Origin of the sequence: Pseudoalteromonas sp. MM17-2, assembly GCF_022347945.1 — a bacterium.
Taxonomy (GTDB): Bacteria; Pseudomonadota; Gammaproteobacteria; order Enterobacterales; family Alteromonadaceae; genus Pseudoalteromonas; species Pseudoalteromonas ruthenica.
In genome coordinates this window covers 71,938-90,563 of the sequence record NZ_JAKRFV010000013.1, presented here as the reverse complement: position 1 = coordinate 90,563, position 18,626 = coordinate 71,938, and the positions used below count along the sequence as shown (strand labels likewise).

Annotated in this window: 12 protein-coding genes; 5 read left to right on the top strand and 7 right to left on the bottom strand. The window is 48.6% G+C overall.

The features are described from left to right. Positions 1–6 precede the first annotated feature (6 nt). On the top strand, positions 7–642 hold the full coding sequence (locus MHM93_RS11945; RefSeq protein WP_239449269.1) for a transglutaminase-like cysteine peptidase: 636 nt from the start codon (positions 7–9) through the stop codon (positions 640–642). Next, positions 639–2,588 carry a LapD/MoxY N-terminal periplasmic domain-containing protein gene (locus MHM93_RS11940; RefSeq protein WP_239449268.1) on the top strand — a complete coding sequence of 650 codons (1,950 nt, stop codon included), beginning with the start codon at positions 639–641 and terminating at the stop codon, positions 2,586–2,588. Before MHM93_RS11945 ends, MHM93_RS11940 begins: the two co-directional genes overlap by 4 nt. On the opposite strand, the gene MHM93_RS11935 is transcribed toward MHM93_RS11940, so the two are convergent. The 4 genes from MHM93_RS11935 to MHM93_RS11920 are packed head-to-tail and all read right to left on the bottom strand — an operon-like array spanning position 2,585 to position 8,734. After that, positions 2,585–3,181, bottom strand: a complete 597-nt coding sequence (locus MHM93_RS11935) for a response regulator transcription factor (protein ID WP_239449267.1) — start codon at positions 3,179–3,181, stop codon at positions 2,585–2,587. The two genes, MHM93_RS11940 and MHM93_RS11935, sit on opposite strands and share 4 nt — an antisense overlap. 2 nt (positions 3,182–3,183) lie before the next feature. Then, a complete protein-coding gene (locus MHM93_RS11930) occupies positions 3,184–4,608 on the bottom strand; it encodes an HlyD family type I secretion periplasmic adaptor subunit (protein WP_239449266.1) in 1,425 nt (474 codons plus the stop codon). Then, positions 4,605–6,737, bottom strand: a complete 2,133-nt coding sequence (locus MHM93_RS11925; RefSeq protein ID WP_239449265.1) for a type I secretion system permease/ATPase — start codon at positions 6,735–6,737, stop codon at positions 4,605–4,607. The genes MHM93_RS11930 and MHM93_RS11925 overlap by 4 nt, the downstream gene beginning before the upstream one ends. Before the next feature lie 23 nt (positions 6,738–6,760). After that, positions 6,761–8,734 (bottom strand): TolC family outer membrane protein, encoded by a 1,974-nt coding sequence (locus MHM93_RS11920; protein WP_239449264.1) that lies wholly within the window; start codon positions 8,732–8,734, stop codon positions 6,761–6,763. 228 nt (positions 8,735–8,962) lie between these two features. Between MHM93_RS11920 and MHM93_RS11915 the strand changes: the two genes are divergently transcribed. Beyond that, positions 8,963–14,989: a retention module-containing protein gene (locus MHM93_RS11915; RefSeq protein ID WP_239449263.1), complete on the top strand. Its 6,027-nt coding sequence runs from the start codon at positions 8,963–8,965 to the stop codon at positions 14,987–14,989. Positions 14,990–15,047: 58 nt separating this feature from the next. Here the strand turns inward: MHM93_RS11915 and flgN are convergent, their stop codons facing one another. The 3 genes from flgN to flgA form a co-directional block, all read right to left on the bottom strand. After that, the gene (flgN, locus tag MHM93_RS11910) at positions 15,048–15,476 is read right to left on the bottom strand and encodes a flagellar export chaperone FlgN (protein WP_239449262.1); all 429 of its coding nucleotides are present in this window, start codon (positions 15,474–15,476) and stop codon (positions 15,048–15,050) included. Next, complete coding sequence (gene flgM / locus MHM93_RS11905; protein ID WP_022944062.1) at positions 15,469–15,795, bottom strand: flagellar biosynthesis anti-sigma factor FlgM; 327 nt, start codon at positions 15,793–15,795, stop codon at positions 15,469–15,471. Before flgM ends, flgN begins: the two co-directional genes overlap by 8 nt. 72 nt (positions 15,796–15,867) lie before the next feature. Further along, positions 15,868–16,584: a flagellar basal body P-ring formation chaperone FlgA gene (flgA, locus tag MHM93_RS11900; RefSeq protein ID WP_239449261.1), complete on the bottom strand. Its 717-nt coding sequence runs from the start codon at positions 16,582–16,584 to the stop codon at positions 15,868–15,870. Positions 16,585–16,751: 167 nt separating this feature from the next. Between flgA and MHM93_RS11895 the strand changes: the two genes are divergently transcribed. Both MHM93_RS11895 and MHM93_RS11890 read left to right on the top strand, forming a co-directional pair. Next, positions 16,752–17,684 (top strand): chemotaxis protein, encoded by a 933-nt coding sequence (locus MHM93_RS11895; RefSeq protein WP_022944060.1) that lies wholly within the window; start codon positions 16,752–16,754, stop codon positions 17,682–17,684. 47 nt (positions 17,685–17,731) lie between these two features. Beyond that, the gene (locus MHM93_RS11890) at positions 17,732–18,565 is read left to right on the top strand and encodes a protein-glutamate O-methyltransferase CheR (protein ID WP_026110988.1); all 834 of its coding nucleotides are present in this window, start codon (positions 17,732–17,734) and stop codon (positions 18,563–18,565) included. The last annotated feature ends 61 nt before the right edge of the window (positions 18,566–18,626 follow it).

Sequence of the window (18,626 nt, the reverse complement as noted above, 5' to 3'; positions counted from 1 at the left end):
TTCGCCATGACCTTGCTCATGAGTGCCATTCACGCTGGCGCAACTATGGACAGCGACTTGTTTCAAACGCTTATGCGCAATCAATACGGTACTCAACGTTTACTGGTGGCGCAGCGCTGGCAGCAATTACTAGCTAGCTTGAGTGCGCAGCCCGAAACCCGCAAAGTGCAACAGGTCAATCAGTTTTTTGCCACGCAAGTGCGCTACCGCACCGACCAACTTCTCTACAAACAACAAGATTATTGGGCAACGCCATTAGAAACCTTAGGGCAGGGACTGGGCGATTGTGAAGACTACGCCATAGCGAAATACGCGTCATTGAGGATGCTAGGCATCGCTGATAATAAGCTAAGGCTTATCTATGTTAAAGCGCAAATAGGTGGCCCTCGCAGCCAAGAGTTTCAAGCGCATATGGTGTTGGGTTATTACCCGACACCCAGTAGCCAACCCATCATTCTCGACTCGCTGACAAGTGCTATTTTGCCAGCAGAGAAGCGCACTGATTTATATCCGGTTTTCAGCTTTAACAGTGAAGGTCTGTGGACTGCAACGTCAACCCACAGTGTGGCCGACCCTCGGGCGAGATTATCTCGCTGGCATTCGGTTTTAAAGAAAATGGAACAGCAAGGAGTTAGGTGGTGATAAAGCAAGCATCTACGGCGTCCAATGGGGCGCACCGTATATCTCTGGTGGTACAACTGTGGCTGGTGATTGTGGTTATTGCTTTGAGTGGGTTGATCAGCAGTGTACTCATTAGCGGATACAATGTTAAATCTAGCTTCACCGAAGAGCTTTATTTGAAAAACGCCGATAATGCCACAACCTTAGCGCTTGCACTCAGTCAGATGAATAAAGACCCAGTGACCGTTGAGCTTTTCGTCTCAGCAGCCTTTGATACCGGCCACTATCAGCAGATTAAATTAGTCGATACACAGGGTGAAGTTGTGGTTGAGCGTTCGCTTACACAGCACGAACATGCCTCAGTACCTAGTTGGTTTGCACAGATGTTTGCTTTTGAGGTCGACGCCGGCGTTGCACAAATAAGCAATGGTTGGCAACAATACGGCACCTTGTATATTCAGAGTCAGCAAAGATATGCACTAGAAGCTTTATGGGACAATGTGCTCAATCTAGCCAGTGGTTTTGCCATTGTTGCGTTATTGAGCTGTATTGCCGCTTCACTCATTTTACGTTGGGTACTGAAGCCTTTAGAGCGAGTGGTCGCTCAAGCCCAAGGGTTCTCGAAAAAGCAATTTAAGCAACTTGCAGTTCCCAATACGGCCGAATTAGCTGAGGTGACAGAGGCGATGAATCATCTGGCTGAGCGCTTTGGTGGCATTCTGCGCGAAGGGAACGAGCGTATTGCCCGCGCACAATACCTAGCCCAGCACGATACAACAACAGGGCTGGCCAATGGTCGGTACTTCCTGTCGCGTATGGAGCAAGAGTTAAAGCAAGTTAGTCATGATCAGCACGTGTTGATACTAATGCGTTTGGCAAACTATGAGCAACTGCGGGGGAGCTTAAACCCGGAACAGTTTTATAGGTTGGAGAAAGAGCTGGCGCAGCTACTGATTAGGTATGCAGAAACTCAGCAAGATAACCTCCATGACTGGCAACTTGGGCGCATCAGTCATTGTGACTTTGCTCTTCGACTCAATGAGGTCATGGCCGCAGAGGATAGCTCACGGATGCTGACGCAATGCTGCAGTGAATTTAGCGATACCTATAATGGGCTGATAGAGCTGAGGCACAGCATTACCTATATTGAACAAAAGCAAAGCGGTGAAGAGGCTTTGCAGCACGGTCAGCGGTTGTTGGCTATGGCCACTGCTTCCGGCGTAGATATGTACGCCGATGCTGCAACCAAGCATCACCAAGTAGCGGCGGTGACTGGGCAATCCTTAACGCAAGCGCTTGAAAAAGAGCAGTTTGAATTAAAGCTCACAGACGTACTGAATTTTGACGATAGCTGCGTGCAAAGTGAAGTCGGTTTATATTTGAAAGTGGGTAACAAGGTCCATTCGCGACGCTACTATCAACGTCTGCTCAGTGAGCAACAATTGGATGCGCAGCTGGACTGGAAAACGGTGAAAACATTTTTCAATGAGAAGTTATGGCTGCATTACGCTCAGCCTCTTGCTATCAAACTCAGTGAAGCGACTCTAGAAGATGAAATCGCTTATACCAGTATTCTTGCATTGATATCGAGTGAGCGGCTGCTAGCATCGCGCCTAACCTTGGAGTTTTCTGAGTCATGTTTAATCAACATGGCTGAACAAGTGAAAGAGTTCTGCCGAGAGGCAAAATTAGTGGGTTGCCAATTAGGTTTAACGGATGCAGGTCAAGCACTGAACCAAGTTGATGGCTTAGAACAGTTGGGGTTAGATATTATAAAGCTTGATAACACCTTGGTGCACAACATCAGTAATGATGAGGCCACCCAACAGTTGGTGAGGCATATTTGTGCGCAGGTGCGCCCTTTGGGAATGATGGTCGTGGTGGAGGAATTGGCTCAAGACATTGCTGTTGAATTACTCAAAGAGTTGGGAGTCAGTGCCCGTATTCAAACTCAGCAGGGGCATTAATGCCCTTCCCCAGCACCGTTGACATGCAACGCTAATTGCAGTCGGTCTTTAACCTGTAGCTTTGCAAATGTCGAGCTTAGATGCTGTTTAACGGTGCGCTCAGAAATATAGAGTCGTGCCGCGATAGCCTTGTTGGTTTGTCCTTGAGCCACGAGCTTGGCGACCTCACATTCACGCTCGCTCAGTTTACTCAAATCCGCAGAAGTAGGTGAACAGGCTTTATCGGCGATGGAAAGCGCACCAATAAGGTTGCTTAGCAAGCAGCCAGGAAGCCACAGAGCATTGTTTTCAATCGCGTCACGCGCCTGTTTAAGTACAGCCGTAGTGGCGAACAGTTCAACATAGCCGCGCGCACCTAAGCTAAACCCTTGTTGTAATTCACTGACACAGGGATTACGGGTCATCAAAATAATTGCGATATGACGAGCATGTAACTGGCCAATGATCTGTTGCCAATCGGGCATGCCAGTGAGTACCCAAGCAATACGCGCACCGGGTATTTGATCGGGCAGTGTATAAAGCACTTCTATTGGCTCACCTAGGCGCTGCCAATGGCTGGATATGAGCCCTTGTTCGGTTATAAACAGATCCATGGCTAACGCTCCGTCATCGCCTGAGAAGTGGCTTTAAGAATGGGTTTTAACAAATAGTCTAATACCGTTTTTTGCCCGGTGATAATATCCACTTGGGTTGTCATTCCTGGGATAATCGTGAGTTGCTCGCTCAATGAGCCGCGCGATGTTTTTAATTGCACTAAATAATAAGTGTTATCGCGCTCATCGGTGACAGTATCGGCACTGATGTGAGTGACTTGGGCTTCCAACCCGCCATAAATAGTAAAGTCATAGGCTGTGAGTTTGATCATCGCCGGCTGTCCTGGGCGTAAAAAGGCAATGTCTTGTGGCGCAACTTTGGCCTCCACAAGTAGTTGATCATCAAGGGGGATGATCTCCACCAAGTCACTGCCAGGTTGTAACACCGCGCCCACGGTATTGACCAATAGGCGTTGCACAGTGCCACGAACTGGCGAGCGAATATCAGTTTGTGTAACCTTATCAGCAAGCCCCGTTTGTGTTTCCCGCAAGGCGTCGAGGCGCAGCATCGAATCGGAAAGTTGGTCGCGCCAGCGGTTCACCATGGTCAGTTCGACCTCATCAATTTTACTTTGCGCTTCTTCAATCGCTGCCTGGGTTCGCTTTAATGCCGCTTGGGCGCGCTTTATCTCACCTTGTAAGTCCACAGCCTGTCGCTCTAAGCGGATTATGTCGACTTCAGAGACGGCCCCAGATTGCAGTAATGGTCGTGTTACCCTCAGTTCTCGTTGGCTTAGTGCTAAGCTGGCGCGGTACTGCTCAATGGCTGCTGCTGTTTCATTATAGTCTTGGCGTCGCTGTTCTAATTGCCGTTGGTGAATACGAATTTGCTGGGTCAATTCCTGCTTGTTACTGCGATATTGGGCTTGCTCATACTTAATCGCATTAGGCGCCTGTTGCTTTAATTCATCGCTAAATACCAGCTCAGTATCTGCGGTGAGCGCTTGTAAGCGAGCCACTTCTGCGCTTAACCCTAAATATTGGGCGCGGCTTTCACGCAGGCTGGAGACAAACCGAGTCGGGTCGACCTTGACGAGAAGGTCCCCCTGTTCAACAATTTGCCCCTCTTTGACGAGAATTTGCTCGACCATGCCTCCGTCATAAGATTGCACAACTTGCAGTTTTTGTGAGGGGATCACCCGCCCTTCGCCGCGTGTCACTTCATCTAGTTGTGCATAGGCGGCCCATACTAGCAGCAGTATAATCGCCACGGCGATAGCATAAAGAAGACCGCGCGCCGCCAGTGGTTGCTGCTGCATTTGCTGCCAATGCGCATCAGCCACCCAGTCTTGCTGATTGGGAGGCACGAAAAAACCATTAAACAGACGATTGAATACCCCCTTTTTGGCGCTGCGTTGAATGCCTCGGCCTAAGCGCTCAAAACTCGCTTGTTCAATACTGGATGGTGGGTGTTCTTGCTCTTTCATGATGCGTGTTTCACCGATTTTTTCGTCAAGTGAGAGGTAATCGTCGCTTTATCTCCATCGGCGATGATTTGGCCTTTATCCATGACTATAACTCTATCAACAAGTTCCAGCAGGGCTGAACGATGGGTAATAAGCACTAGCGTTTTGCTGGAGCAGTAGTGTTTTAGGGTATGAATTAACCGCTGCTCACTGCTGTGATCTAGGGCTGCACTGGGCTCGTCCAATAGCAACACCGGAGGGTCATTGATGAGGGCCCGAGCCAGAGCAACGGCTTGGCGTTGTCCGCCAGAGAGTAACTTTCCTTGTTCGCCAACTTGCAAGTCAAGGCCGTCAGGATGGGCGTTGATAAGCTCCATCAGACCAGCTTTCTCTGCAGCTGCTATTATTTGTTCATCTTCGGCATGCCACGCACCAAGCGTTATGTTGTCTCTCAACGTACCGTACATTAAGCTCACGTCTTGGGGAACGTATCCTATATTGTGGCGTAGCTCAGCCGGGTCGAGTTGGCCGATATCAATGTCATCAACTAATATATGGCCTGCATTAGGGCTATATAACCCCATAAGAAGCTTCTCAATGGTGCTTTTGCCAGAGCCATTTTTACCGACCAAGGCCACATGCTCACCGACTTTAATCTGCAGTGACACGTTGCGTATAATAGGCACTGCGTTTTCATCATAACTAAAGTTAACTTGATCTAACTTAAAGTGGCCGTTAAGGACAGGGTGAGATACCCAGTGTTTGCCCTCTGGTCGCTCCACTGGCTTGTCCATTATTTCATTAAGTGAATCCATAGCCGTAGCCGCGTGGTGATATTGTGCCATCACAGCGGCTGTTTGCGAGATTGGGGCCATGGCGCGAGAAGACAACAGATACGCGGCAATTAATCCGCCTTGCGTTAATTCGCCGTCAATCACCAAGTACACGCCAACAATGATAAGGCCAATGCCGACCCCTTGTTGCATCCAAGTAGACAGATTAGTAATTGAAGCACTGAGCAAACGGCTTTGGGCATTTATACGCGCCAAGTACAGTGTCGCTCGCTCCCACGCTGATTGCACTTTACATTCTCCATGAAAGGCTTTGATATCATCGAGATTGTTTAAGCTTTCAACCAGCACAGCATTGCGCATGGCACTGACTTTCATGGTGTTGTCACTTAGCTGCTCAAGCCGATTGTGACTGGCAAGGGCGTACAGCAAAATGACTATAGCGCCAATGATCAGCGGCACAATTAACTCTAAGCCAATCAGTGCGATAATTAATACGTAAATTAATACAAAGGGTAAGTCGACTAACGCCACTAAAGTCATAGAGCTAAAGAACCCACGGATAGACTCAAAAGCGTGAAGGTTTGCGGCAAATGAACCTGAAGATTGGGGCTTATTCTTCAGTTGCATGCCGAGTACCCGCTCCATAATGGTGGCTGAGACTTTCACATCGATACGGCTCGCGGCTAATTCAAGAAAGTAACTGCGCATCAAACGCAACACCAAGTCGGCGCTGAGCGCCAACATAGCGCCAATACCTAAGACCCATAAGGTATGTACGGCTTGGTTTGGGACAACGCGGTCGTATACGTTCATCACAAACAGCGGCATGGTCACTGAAAACAAGCCTATGAATAGTGCGGCAATAATCACATCGCGATACAGCGAGCGACATTCTTTGATGATCGGCCAAAACCACCCGGCGCGGCTATTTTTATTAGTCAGAGGTGCGCGGGCATCGTAGGCAAATTCAGGCTGAAGGTAGATAACCGCGCCGCTATAGGCTTTTTCAAACTCCCCAGTATTTTGTTGTACTGGCGTATCTGCAAGTTCTGGGTAAATCACAGATACTTGCTCGTTATGCTTATCGAAGCTTAGCAGCACACAGGCTTGATTGTTTGCCATTAACACAATAGCGGGCAGTAAAGCGGTATTAACCGCATCAAGGTCTCGATGTACGAGCTTCGACTTAAAGCCTGCCCGTTTGGCGGCGCGTGACAACACAGAAGGAGTGAGCTTATCGTCAACAAGAGGAAGGCCAGCGATAAGCGCCTCGCCAGAGAAGGGGCGATTATGATAATTGCATATTATTGCTAAGCAATCCGCTAAGGCACCGCCGTGAGCATGATCCATATTCATAAAACGCCATTTCCAGTAGGTGATTAGCTGTTGATTTTGGCCTCAATTCGCCTATTGAGCGCGTTGGCGCGCACTGAAATTTCTTTTTGGATAGGCTGTTCAATACCAAAGCCCATGGCAGTGACCCGCTGCGCAGAAATACCGAAGTTATTGATAAGAATCTCGGTAACAGCAAAAGCGCGGCGCTCTGACAGCCGTTTGTTATACTGTGGCTCGCCATCGAGTGACGCGTGGCCGTGGATTTCAACGGTTTTATCAGGGTGTTGCTTTAAGAATGTCGCGAGGCGTTCAATCTCAGCGTAGTATTGCGGCATTACCACGTCAGAATCGAAGGCAAAGGGAATACCTATTTCCACCGAGCGCGTGTCCGCTGTATATTTAGTGCAGCCTTGGGCGTCGACCTCGGTTGCAAATGGTGTGGTCGGACACTGGTCTTTATCATTGGCAATGCCATCACTGTCGTCATCAGCATTTATAACGGCGGCGCTATTGCTTAGACCAGCAGCCGGTAATGTGGTGTCTATTTTTATACTTTTATAGGCGTTGTTGCGCTTATTTTTCTCGGCAAGAAAAGACTTGCGAGACATTTGGCTAGCAACGTCGACTTTGGGGCAAAGGTGCTTGCTATCTGCTGTAAGCGGTGATTCAGTTAACTCACTTAAAGTCGGGTAGCTCTCGTTGGTAATACTTAAAGCTTCGAGTAACCCGCCCATCTCTGCTAGCATCGCCAATACATTATTCATTCGCTCATACTCGGCATTTATATAGGCTCGGCTGGATTGAAACGCCTCATTTTCAGCATCAAGCACGTCCAGCAAAGTACGCTCGCCGATATCGAACTGATCTTTATAAGCCAGCTTGACCTTCTCTGAGGCGGCCTGGTGCTGCGCTAAGGCCGGTAACTTACGCTCTAAAATGCGTACATTATTGTAGGCAATCTGCACGCCTTGGCGTATCTCTAAACAGGCTAAATCGCGCTGTTGCTTAGCAACATTAACTTGTTCGTATGCTTGCTCGAGATTGGCACTATCAAGGCCACCATTAAACAGGTTGTAGCTTACATCGATGCCAATGCGGCCTTCAGAGCGAGTAGTGTTAAAACCAAGCTCATCTCTGTCTTGCATGCCATAGCGAGCGGATAAGTTCACATTGGGGTGAAATCCGGACTTTTGGCTTTGTGCAAAGGCTTGCTCGGCGCTGATACCATAGAGCGTGGCATAAAAGCGCGGAGAGTTTTCATATGCTAGCGCTAACGCTTTGTTGATAGAAAACGGAATTTGTTCATCATCGATCCCCGCCTCGTTGAGGTTGCTAGGGGGCAGCTCGCCGACAATCCGTAGATAGCGGGCATTGACATCGTGCAGGTTGGCAAGCTCGGTCATAACGTTGGACTCGGCCAGCGATAAGCGTCCGGTGATTTGCTCTAAGTCGGCTGCTCTGGCTACGCCAGCGCCGACGCTTTGCTCTATCTGTTGAAACACCATTTGGTGTTGTTCAAGGTTTTGCTCTGCTAACTCCACCAGCTTGTTGTAGCGAATAACATCAAGATAAGCGGTAGCGGCATCTAAGCTGGTTTGTTGTGCTTGGGCTAGCAGCTCAAAGTAACGGGTTAGCTGGATTTGCTCAAATCGTTCAACTTCGTTGCTAGTGCGAAAGCCGTCATAGAGCATTTGAGTTACGCTCAACTCGGCGGTATTTCGCGCGTAGTCATCATCAACGCCGTAATTACGTGTCTCGTAACCGGTGCTTGCATTGATGTCGACTTTAGGCAGGTAGCCAGAGAATGCGGCATCGACCCCATGCATTGACGCTTTAAATTCATGCCAACGCTGTTTTACCTGCGGATTTGTGTCAATTGCTTGTTTGGCAGCGTAAGAAAGTGGCTCAGTGGAGCGTGCTTGTGATGACGAGCTTGCGAACACCGTAGTCAGTGCAATAGCGGTTAGTAGAAGCGGTCTAAGACCTATGAACTCCTTGTTAGCCTGTTCACAATCCATGCTAACCTCCCAGTTTTGTTAAATAAACCCAGTACTGCCATGTCAATTGTATGATTTAGTCGAGAATTCACCGATGCGCAATAAAATCATTTTTTGTACCTCTAAAATTCGTTCGACTTAGTATAAAAGTATGGTTTTTGGGCGACAAAATTGGACTGCTGTCCAATAACACTTTGCTCGTCAGTTTCTACACTTAATTTGTCGGCCAAATTCAGTGAGGAAACCGCCATGGACCAGTTAATTGTAAAAGAGGTAGTAGGGGAAGTATTTGTACGTTTGCCCAATGGTGAGGTAAAGCTTGTTAGCGTTGGCGATAGTATCGTCCAAGGCACGCGCATAATGACCCAAGCACAAAGCTCAGTGACACTCTCAGGCACTCACAGCGACTTTGAAATTCCTGCCAATCAGCATGTATCGCTCGGGGCAGATACGCTAGCTGAATTTGGTTTGAGTCTAGATGAGCATCAGGTCGCCCAGCAAAGTGTTGCCGAGGCACTCAACGGCCTTGATGCACAGCCGACCTCACCTTCTGCCACTAACGAAGACCCAAGTATTTCCTCTTTTTTGGATGCACTGCAAGGTGACGGTGACATTCTCGATGCCTTAGAAGCAACCGCAGCTGGTGCGGGTGGAGGCGCCGCTGGTGGAGGAGGGACCTCTTTTGTACAGCTCACACGTATCAGCGAAACGCTAACAGATCAGCAATTGACCTTAAATGACGATTTTAGCGCTCAGAATCAAGGTGCGATAACGGTTGAGAACACCGGCGATGGGGTGTTGCCAGAGGGTGAAGCAGCGAGCAATGAGAGCGGTGTTATTACGGTGACGCCTATAGGTTTAACTAATAACCCAGACATTCAAGTCAGTGGCACCAGTACAAATATGGCAGGGCAAACTGCGACTGTGACATTGATCACAGCTAATGGTGTTTCGATTGAGCAGACAGTGGTTATTGATGATGGCGGTCAGTGGCAAGTGGTGTTCTCTGATGAGGTAGCAGACGGTGCGTTCGAAGTGACTGTTACGGCCATCGATCCTCAGGGAAACACTGTGGTGGGAACAACGTCAGGGGAGCTTGACACCACACCCCCCGTTATTGTTATCGCTACACCTATAGATGAAGATGACCCGACGCCAGCTATTTCGGGGAGCAGCGATTTAGATGCTGGAGCAGCAGTGAATGTGCTCATTACAGATGCAGCAGGCGCTACCCAAACACTGGTCGCTACTGTGGGGGAGGACGGCACTTGGCAAGTGCAAGTGACGCAACCATTGGTGCAAGGGGAATTCAGTGTTGTTGCTAGCAGCACTGATGAAGCAGGGAATATTGGCCAGGCGCAGGCACAGGGCAGCTTTAATGGTGACACTGACCTAGAGAGTTTAACTATTGATATCGCTGCGATTGGCACCACAAACGACAGTACACCGAGCCTAGCGGGCAGCACGGATGCCCCTGATGGCAGTGTGATCACTATCACTGTCGTTGACGCTTTGGGAAATGAGCAGAGTATAACCACGACAGCTGTTGCCGGTCAGTGGCAAATTGATGTGGCTCAGCCATTAGCCGAAGGCGAGTTCTCAGTGACCGCATCTGTAGCGGCGGGTGGCTTAGAGGCCAGTGACTCAGAGTCTGGTTTATTGGACAGCCAAGCGCCCAGTATAGTCATTGACTCTTTAGCAACCATCAGTGATAACACCCCAATAATCAGTGGCAGCAGTGATGAAATCGGCGCTACCGTCAACATATTGGTTACTGATGCGGCGGGAGTTGCGCAAAGTTTAACGGCTGTCGTCCAGGCAGATGGTAGCTGGCAGGTGGAGGTGCCACAAGCGCTGGCTGAGGGAGAGTTTGAGGTACAGGCTAATGTTACTGATGCGGCAGGTAATAGCGCCAGCGATACCGAGCAAGGAGTGATAGATGTCAGTGCGCCGGAGTTAACGATAGATTCTCCTGCGATTACCAATGACACAACCCCCATTATTACTGGCACCAGTAGTGAAGTTGGGGGCACCGTTATTGTGATTGTCTCTGATGCTGAGGGCAATCGACAAACATTAGAAGCGACAGTTCAGCAAGATGGTAGCTGGCAAGTACAAACTCAGCAGGCGCTAGGTGAGGGAATTTACCAAGTATACGCTAGTGTTGTTGATGCATCTGGTAATAATGCCAATGATACTGCTCAAGGCGAAGTGGATACTACAGCGCCGAGCCTAACCCTGACTCCACTTGGAGTCACCAACGATCCCACCCCAGTGATTTCCGGAACAAGTGATGAGATAGGAGCAACGATAGCGGTCGACGTGGTTGATGCGAATGGCACAACTCAGTCATTCACTGCTGTGGTGCAAAGCGACGGGAGTTGGCAAGTAGAGGTGCCGGCAGAGCTTGCTGAAGGGGGATACCAAGTTGAGGCCAGTGTGAGCGATGAAGCCGGAAACAGCACATCAGCAACGGCAAGTGGAAAAATTGATACCAATGCTCCCGATTTGAGCATCGACTCGCTATCACCTACCAATGATGTAACACCAACGATTTCAGGTTCCAGTAGTGCAATAGGTGCCGCAGTAAATTTGACTCTCACCGATGCAAATGGGCAGATACAAACCGTAACAGCGGTGGTGGCGGCAGATGGTAGTTGGCAAGTGTCTGTCCCGCAGGCGCTTGCTGAGGGGGTGTTTACCGTTTCAGCGAGTGTTACTGATGCTCAAGGAAATGAAGCGCAGGCAAATGCCCAAGGGCAAATAGATGTTACGGCTCCGACGCTCAGTATTGACCCGCTTGGAGCGCAAAGTGATACCACGCCTATTATTTCCGGTGTTAGTTCGCAAGTGGGCGCAAGCGTGGTTATCGAGGTCACCGATAGCGATGGTACGACGCAAACGTTAACAGCAGTGGTGCAAAGCGATGGTCGCTGGCAGGTAGAAGCCTCCCAGCCGTTAGCCGAAGGGGATTATACTGTACTTGCATCAGTGACTGATGAAGCAGGGAATAACACCCAAGCGTCAGCGCAGGGCAGTATTGATGCCAGTGCACCGGATTTGACCATCGACAACCCGGGTATAGGCAATGACACGACTCCAATCATTACTGGCAGTAGTTCTGAGGTTGGAGCAACGGTGGCTATTACCGTGGTCGATGCCAGCGGTAATACCCAGACGGTTCAGGCGACGGTGCAAGGTGACGGCACTTGGAGTGCATCGCTCGCCACGCCATTAGCTGAAGGGCAATACACTATCACCGCCGAAGTCAGTGACAATGCCGGTAACCAAGCGAATGATCAAGTCCAAGGCGAAGTGGATATTACAGCACCCTCTGTGACAATTTCGCCCGTTGGCAGTGTGAATGATGAAACCCCTGTAATTAGTGGCAGTGCTGAAGGCAACGAGGGAGATGTTGTATCAATTACCGTAGTTGATGCCAGCGGAGATAGTCAGAGTTTTACGGCACTGTTAGCCGGTGATGGCAGTTGGACAGCTGAGGTGCCCACTGCACTTGCTGAGGGGGATTTTGATATTACCGCCAGCATTACTGATGCCGCAGGAAACGAGGGCACCGACAATGAATCTGGTACTGTTGATACTGCCGGTCCAGGGATCACGATTGATCCCGTAGGAGTGATAAGCGATGCCACTCCTGTTATTTCTGGTATATCAGCGGGCGCTGCGCCTGGAACTGTGGTGTCAATAGTCGTGGTTGATGCCCTTGGCAATGTTCAGAACTTGAGCGCCGCAGTCGGCGCAGACGGTACATGGAGCGCAAACGTTGGTGCAGCGCTGGCAGAAGGAGAGTTTACTATCACAGCCAGCGTTGACGATGGAGCTGGCAACACCTCAACGGATTCTGAGACAGGGGTTATCGATACTCTTGCTCCAAGTGTTGAGATTGACCCACTCGAGCTCACTAACGACAACACGCCCCTTATTTCTGGGGGCTCAAGCGAGGCGAACAGCCAATTAACACTTATCTTTACTGACTCTCAGGGGAACAGTCAAAGCGTAATCATTACCACTGATGACAATGGCGATTGGCAGGTATCCGCTCCTTCAGCGTTAGCCGATGGTACTTATACCGTGGCCGCGACCATTGTTGATGATGCCGGCAATACGGGTACTGATTCTCAGAGTGCTGTAATTGATACCATTGGCCCTGAGTTGACCATAGTGCCATCGTTTCTGTTAGGTAATCTCGTTTCCTTGTCTGGTACTTCGGATTTGCCCGCAGGCAGTGAGGTCACCATCACAGAGCACCTCGTCGGAGGAGGGATTGGTGCAACGTACACAGCGATCACCGATGCGGATGGCAATTGGACTTTAGTTAATTTGACGGTGCCGCTTCTGACATTAGCCTATGTGACTGCGTCAGCCTCTGATGCCGCTGGTAATTCGACCACCATCAGTACACTCGATTTTGATAATGAACCGCCTGTCCTTAGCATTGATACCCTTGGCTTAACTAATGACAGCACGCCAGTTATCAGTGGCACAACGGATGTGGCTGATGGCACCGTGGTAGAGGTGATAGTGACCGATGCGTTCGGTGACCAGCAAACCCTGCAAGCGTCTACCTCAAATGGCAACTGGTCTGTGGCTGTGCCTACGGCGCTGGCTGAAGGTGGTTTTACTGTAGCAGCGGCAGTACGTGATGACGTTGGCAATCTAACCGAAGTGAGCGCAACCGGTGAGGTGGATACCACCGCCCCTAGCCTAAGCGTGAACGTGCCAGCAAATGGCAATGACAATACCCCGCTTATCTCAGGGACCAGTGATGAAATTGGTGCCACTGTCTCTGTCACAGTCACTGACGGCAATGGTGATAGCCAGAATATTTCTACCGTTGTAGCAGCCGATGGCACCTGGGCTGTGACGCCTTCAGCGTTATCTGACGGCACCTTCTCCGTGAGTGCAACGATAATGGATGATGCGGGCAATACCACCACAGTGTCTAACACCGGAAGTATTGATACTCAAGGAGTGAGTGTCACCCTTGATCCATTAGGGTTAGGGAACGATGCCACACCGCTGCTGAGCGGGACATCGAGTGAGATAGGCAGGGAAGTGAGTATTAGTGTGCTGGATAACAACGGTGATACTTACACACTCAGTGCGACGGTAGACGGCAGTGGTAATTGGTCGGTGCCTGCCCCCAGCCTGGCTGAAGGAGATTATACCGTAACCGTCAGTGTTTCTGATGCTGCTGGCAATAGCAGCAGTGCAAGCGACACTGGCACCATAGATACCATTGCACCGACAGTAAGCATTGATCCAAGCAGCGTGGCACTAACTAATGACAACACCCCGCAAGTCAGTGGCTCCACAAATGAAGCGAATGCTCAGGTGAGTGTGCAATTTGTGGATGATGCGGGCACTATCCACACGGTGACCACTAACACAGATAACAACGGTGATTGGTCTATTAGCGCCAGCGCAGTACTGGTCGATGGTCAATATACGGTGACCGCAAGTGTTACCGACCAAGCGGGAAATACCGGTAGTGCTGTGGATAACGGTATCATAGATACAACTCCCATTAGCTTTGAAGTCACTGATTTTGACCCCGGCATTTTGGGTTTAGTGCTACCGTCAGCGGAAGGCACAGCACCTGCAGGTACAGAGATCTACATTGTTGGCTCTAGCTTAATTGGTGTTGGCCTATTGGGTATTGACTTGGATGTTCTAAATACTTACCCGAGTACAACCACTGACGCTAGTGGGGACTGGGGATATACTCTCTCATTACTTGATTTAGATTTACTCAGTGGTGAGGATTATTATTTCGTGACCATTGATGATGCGGGCAACTATTTAGTAAAAGATACCAATAATCAGGTATTTGATAGTGGCTCTATTTATGAAAACTCCTCAGCAGAGCAACCTTTAGAGGTCAGCGCTTCCGCTCAAGAGGTGGTGGTTGAAGAAACTGATAGTCAAAGCCATTATGCCAGTGTTGAGACTCTGGATTATGAGGCTGTAAGCTTGAGCTTAAATGGTGAGCAGTTTACCGAGTTTAACCAAGTAAAAGAAATCACAGTCAATGCCGATCAAGCTATCAGTGAATCGGGCTTGTTAGGCGCTGAGTCTATTTTGGATAATCCCGATGAGGCAGAAGAGGTATTAGCTCAATTTGATGATTTAGCCTCAGAGCAAACAATAACGAGCGAGGAGCATGGCTTTGGAGGAGCCTCACATTACGCCACTGTTGGCGATGATGAAGTGATCAAAGCAATGCTGGATAGCTCTGGCAAAGGCGAACTGTAAGAGGTAAAAAAGGGAGCTTAAGGCTCCCTTTTTCGAATCAATATTTAGCTTAGTAGGTTCAGGCTTTTAAATTCTTTACGATTTTATTTTCGCTGCGGTCAATCCCGCCGTCGGCAGCATAGGTTAATGAACTTGGTGCGCCGATAAGAATATCTTTGAGTTGTTTGACGGTGAGCTGGGCATTGTGAGCAGCCTGAGCATTCACTTGATTTTGCTGTTTGCACTTTAGCAATAAAGTCTGTGCATGCTCTATCATCTCTTGGTGCGGCGCTAAAATCTCTTGCTCTTGCGCTTTTAATAGCTGAGCAATATGTTGGTCTTGTTGCTGAATTTGAACAAGCGCCTGTTCTTTTTTTGGCGTTAATTCCTTCAGCTCACCACCACTGCGCCCGGCAATAGCGCTCAGCTCATCTTCAAGTAGTTGTAGCAAGTCTTGTAAACTTGAGAGCTGTTGGCCGAGAGCTACACTAAGTGCCGAATCAGCCATACAAATCGAACTCAAACGCAGCGATGTTTTTAGCAAGCTTTTCGCTATCTACTTGGTATTTGCCTTCACTGATAGCTTGCTTTAATTCGTCAACCTTTTGTTGATCGAACCCTGATGAGCGCTCAGCCTTTTCTTGCAAAGACTTCATTTGCTTTGCTTGTGGCGTAAGGCTTACTGAGTCTGCTGCAGCCTTCGTACTGGCTTTTGCATTTGCCTCATTACCTTGTGTTTGCGTTTGGTTGAGCTTTTGTTGCTCCACTTTATTTTGTGGTGTGTTGTACACCGAGCCTTGCTGGCCTTTGTTGACTTGATTCACCATCACTAATTACCTAAGCTATATTGACCTTTGCACTGTTTATCGGCCATTCTAGCCAATACTTTAGCATAAAATTTAAATATTAACCGCCACGGTTTCCACTGCTGTTACTTTGGCATTGATCAGCCGGCCAGACTTTACATTACGCACGCGAATATTATCACCGACACCGCCATCTTCTAGCGCTTCTCCAGATGTTTTTATAGTGAGTCCGTTAAAGCGGGCAATTATGCTCACATTATCGCCCTTACACACCATACACAACTGATTCATACTAATTGGCAACCCTCTGCGAATACTGCGTTTACTGCGGCTGCCGACAATAACTTCTGGCTGCTCTATGTAGCGAGCGCGAACAAAATGTTGCGGACGCTGCTCCGTAGTTAAATCATCAGCACTAATAATTTGCCCACGGGCAATGTGATCATTGGCGACCACGATAGTAGAGAGCTTACTGATGCGTACATGGACATACTGACTCCAAAGAGCAGGACTTGAACACTTAAGTTTTACTGTTACCTGCCGATTAAATGGCGGAGCGCTAGCCGTAGAGGCTTGCGGTGTTACTGCACACTCTCTGGGACCTATGCGCGCATCTAAGTCCATCGCTTGCACTTGCAGCTCTTGATCGGGCTGGATCTGCGCTTGCTCTGTGATGTATTGCTCAGCAAGCGTTTGCAAAGTGTGGCGATCATAGCGCTGTTGTTGGCCGTTGTTTGCCTCAGCCGTTGAGCTTATTAATACAAAGGCTATTAACCATAAGCTTTGGAAAAGTTGAATTTTTTTGAACATACTCACCATGTTTCGACTATGCTTATTGGGTAAAACAGGGTATAACTACGAAGCGTCAAAAACTGGGCGTTCTAGCGTAGTTATACTAACGTATGAAGCTAAGAAGCAAAATGCGTTCCTATTTGGCGCGAGTGTGCGAAGTTGTAAATTAATGCTAGGAGAATCCGATGGCTGGCATTTTAGATTCTGTCAATCAACGAACCCAACTTGTGGGTCAAAACCGCCTTGAATTATTGCTGTTTAAACTAAAAGGACGCCAGCGGTTCGGGATCAACGTTTTTAAAGTTAGAGAAGTCCTTCAGTGTCCACCACTAACAAATATGCCGAAAACGAATTCTTATATTCGTGGGGTAGCGCATATTCGTGGACAAACTATTTCTATCATCGATTTGTCTATGGCCGTAGGCGGTCCGGCCATCACTGATATTGAAAATTGCTTTATTATTATCGCCGAATATAACCGCTCTGTGCAGGGGTTTTTGGTGGGGGGCGTTGAGCGTATCGTCAATATGAACTGGGAAAAGATTATGCCACCGCCGTCAGGTGCGGGGCGTTATTCTTACCTTACCGCAGTGACTGAGATTGATGACGAGCTCGTAGAAATCTTGGATGTCGAAAAAATTCTTGCAGAGATCAGCCCTGTTAATACCGAGGTCAGTGAGGGCATTGCCTCAGATGGCGAGATGCAGAAAGATCTCGGTGAGCGTATTGTGTTTATTGCCGATGACTCTGCCGTGGCGCGTAATCAAGTAAAACGGGCGCTGGAGCCTCTCGGGGTGCAAACTGAGCTGGCGAAAAACGGTAAAGAGGCCCTGTTGCGATTAAAAGAAATAGCGAAGCTCGACTGCAAAGATGATATCACTGAGCGAGTGGCGTTACTGATATCGGATGTGGAAATGCCAGAGATGGACGGCTATACCTTAACAGCAGAGGTCAAAGCGGATCCGAAGCTGGCACCATTGCATGTGATACTGCACACCTCTTTAAGTGGCGTATTTAACCATGCGATGATAGAAAAAGTTGGGGCGGATGATTTTATTGCCAAATTTAACCCCGACGAACTGGCTACAGCAGTTAAAAAGTGGGTGCATTGTGATTAATGCCGCCTTGTCTTGTAACCGCTTCAAGTGAGTTAGGTGAGAGTAATTTGGAAAATAAGCATTTAGAGCTCGGTGAATACAACCAGTTTCGTGCATTTTTAGAACAGCAGTGTGGCATCGTGCTGGGTGATAACAAACTTTACTTAGTTAAAAGTCGCTTGGCTCCGCTGATGGCTCGCTTTAGCGTTGAATCTTTGTCGCAGCTGGTTAGCAAAACGTTGAGTCCGCATGAGCGGCAACTTCGTGCCGCTGTTGTTGATGCCATGACCACCAATGAAACATTGTGGTTTCGCGACTCTTATCCATTTGAATTATTGAAGACAAAGCTCTTACCTGAGTGCAAAGATTTACGTCGGCCGGTAAAAATTTGGTCGGCGGCCAGTTCTTCAGGGCAAGAGCCCTACTCAATAGCGATGTCAGTGGCCGAATATCAACAGTCTCGCCCAGGTCAACTGTCCTCGGGAGCGCAAATAATCGGTACGGATATCTCTAATACTATGCTCGATATTTGTAAAAATGCTGAGTATGACTCATTGGCATTGGCTCGAGGACTCAGTGCTGAAAGACGCAAAAAGTTTTTTAGCGATAGCGGCAACGGTATGGCTAAAGTTAACGACAATGTAAAACGTATGGTGAGCTTTCGCCATTTGAATTTATTGGATTCATATGCGTTGCTGGGTAAGTTTGACATTATCTTTTGTCGCAACGTCCTTATTTATTTTTCTCCGGAAGTAAAAGCCAAGATCATTGGTCAATTCGCGCAAGCGCTCAACCCTAAGGGATATTTGTTTTTAGGAGCGAGTGAATCAATGACAGGCTTGAGTACCGAGTTCGATATGATCCGTTGTAATCCCGGTATCATCTACCAAAAAAAGTCGTAAATACATAGCCTTACAATCTATGGTCTAAAAATTGCTGTAGCCCCTCTAAGAGAGTCAAAAA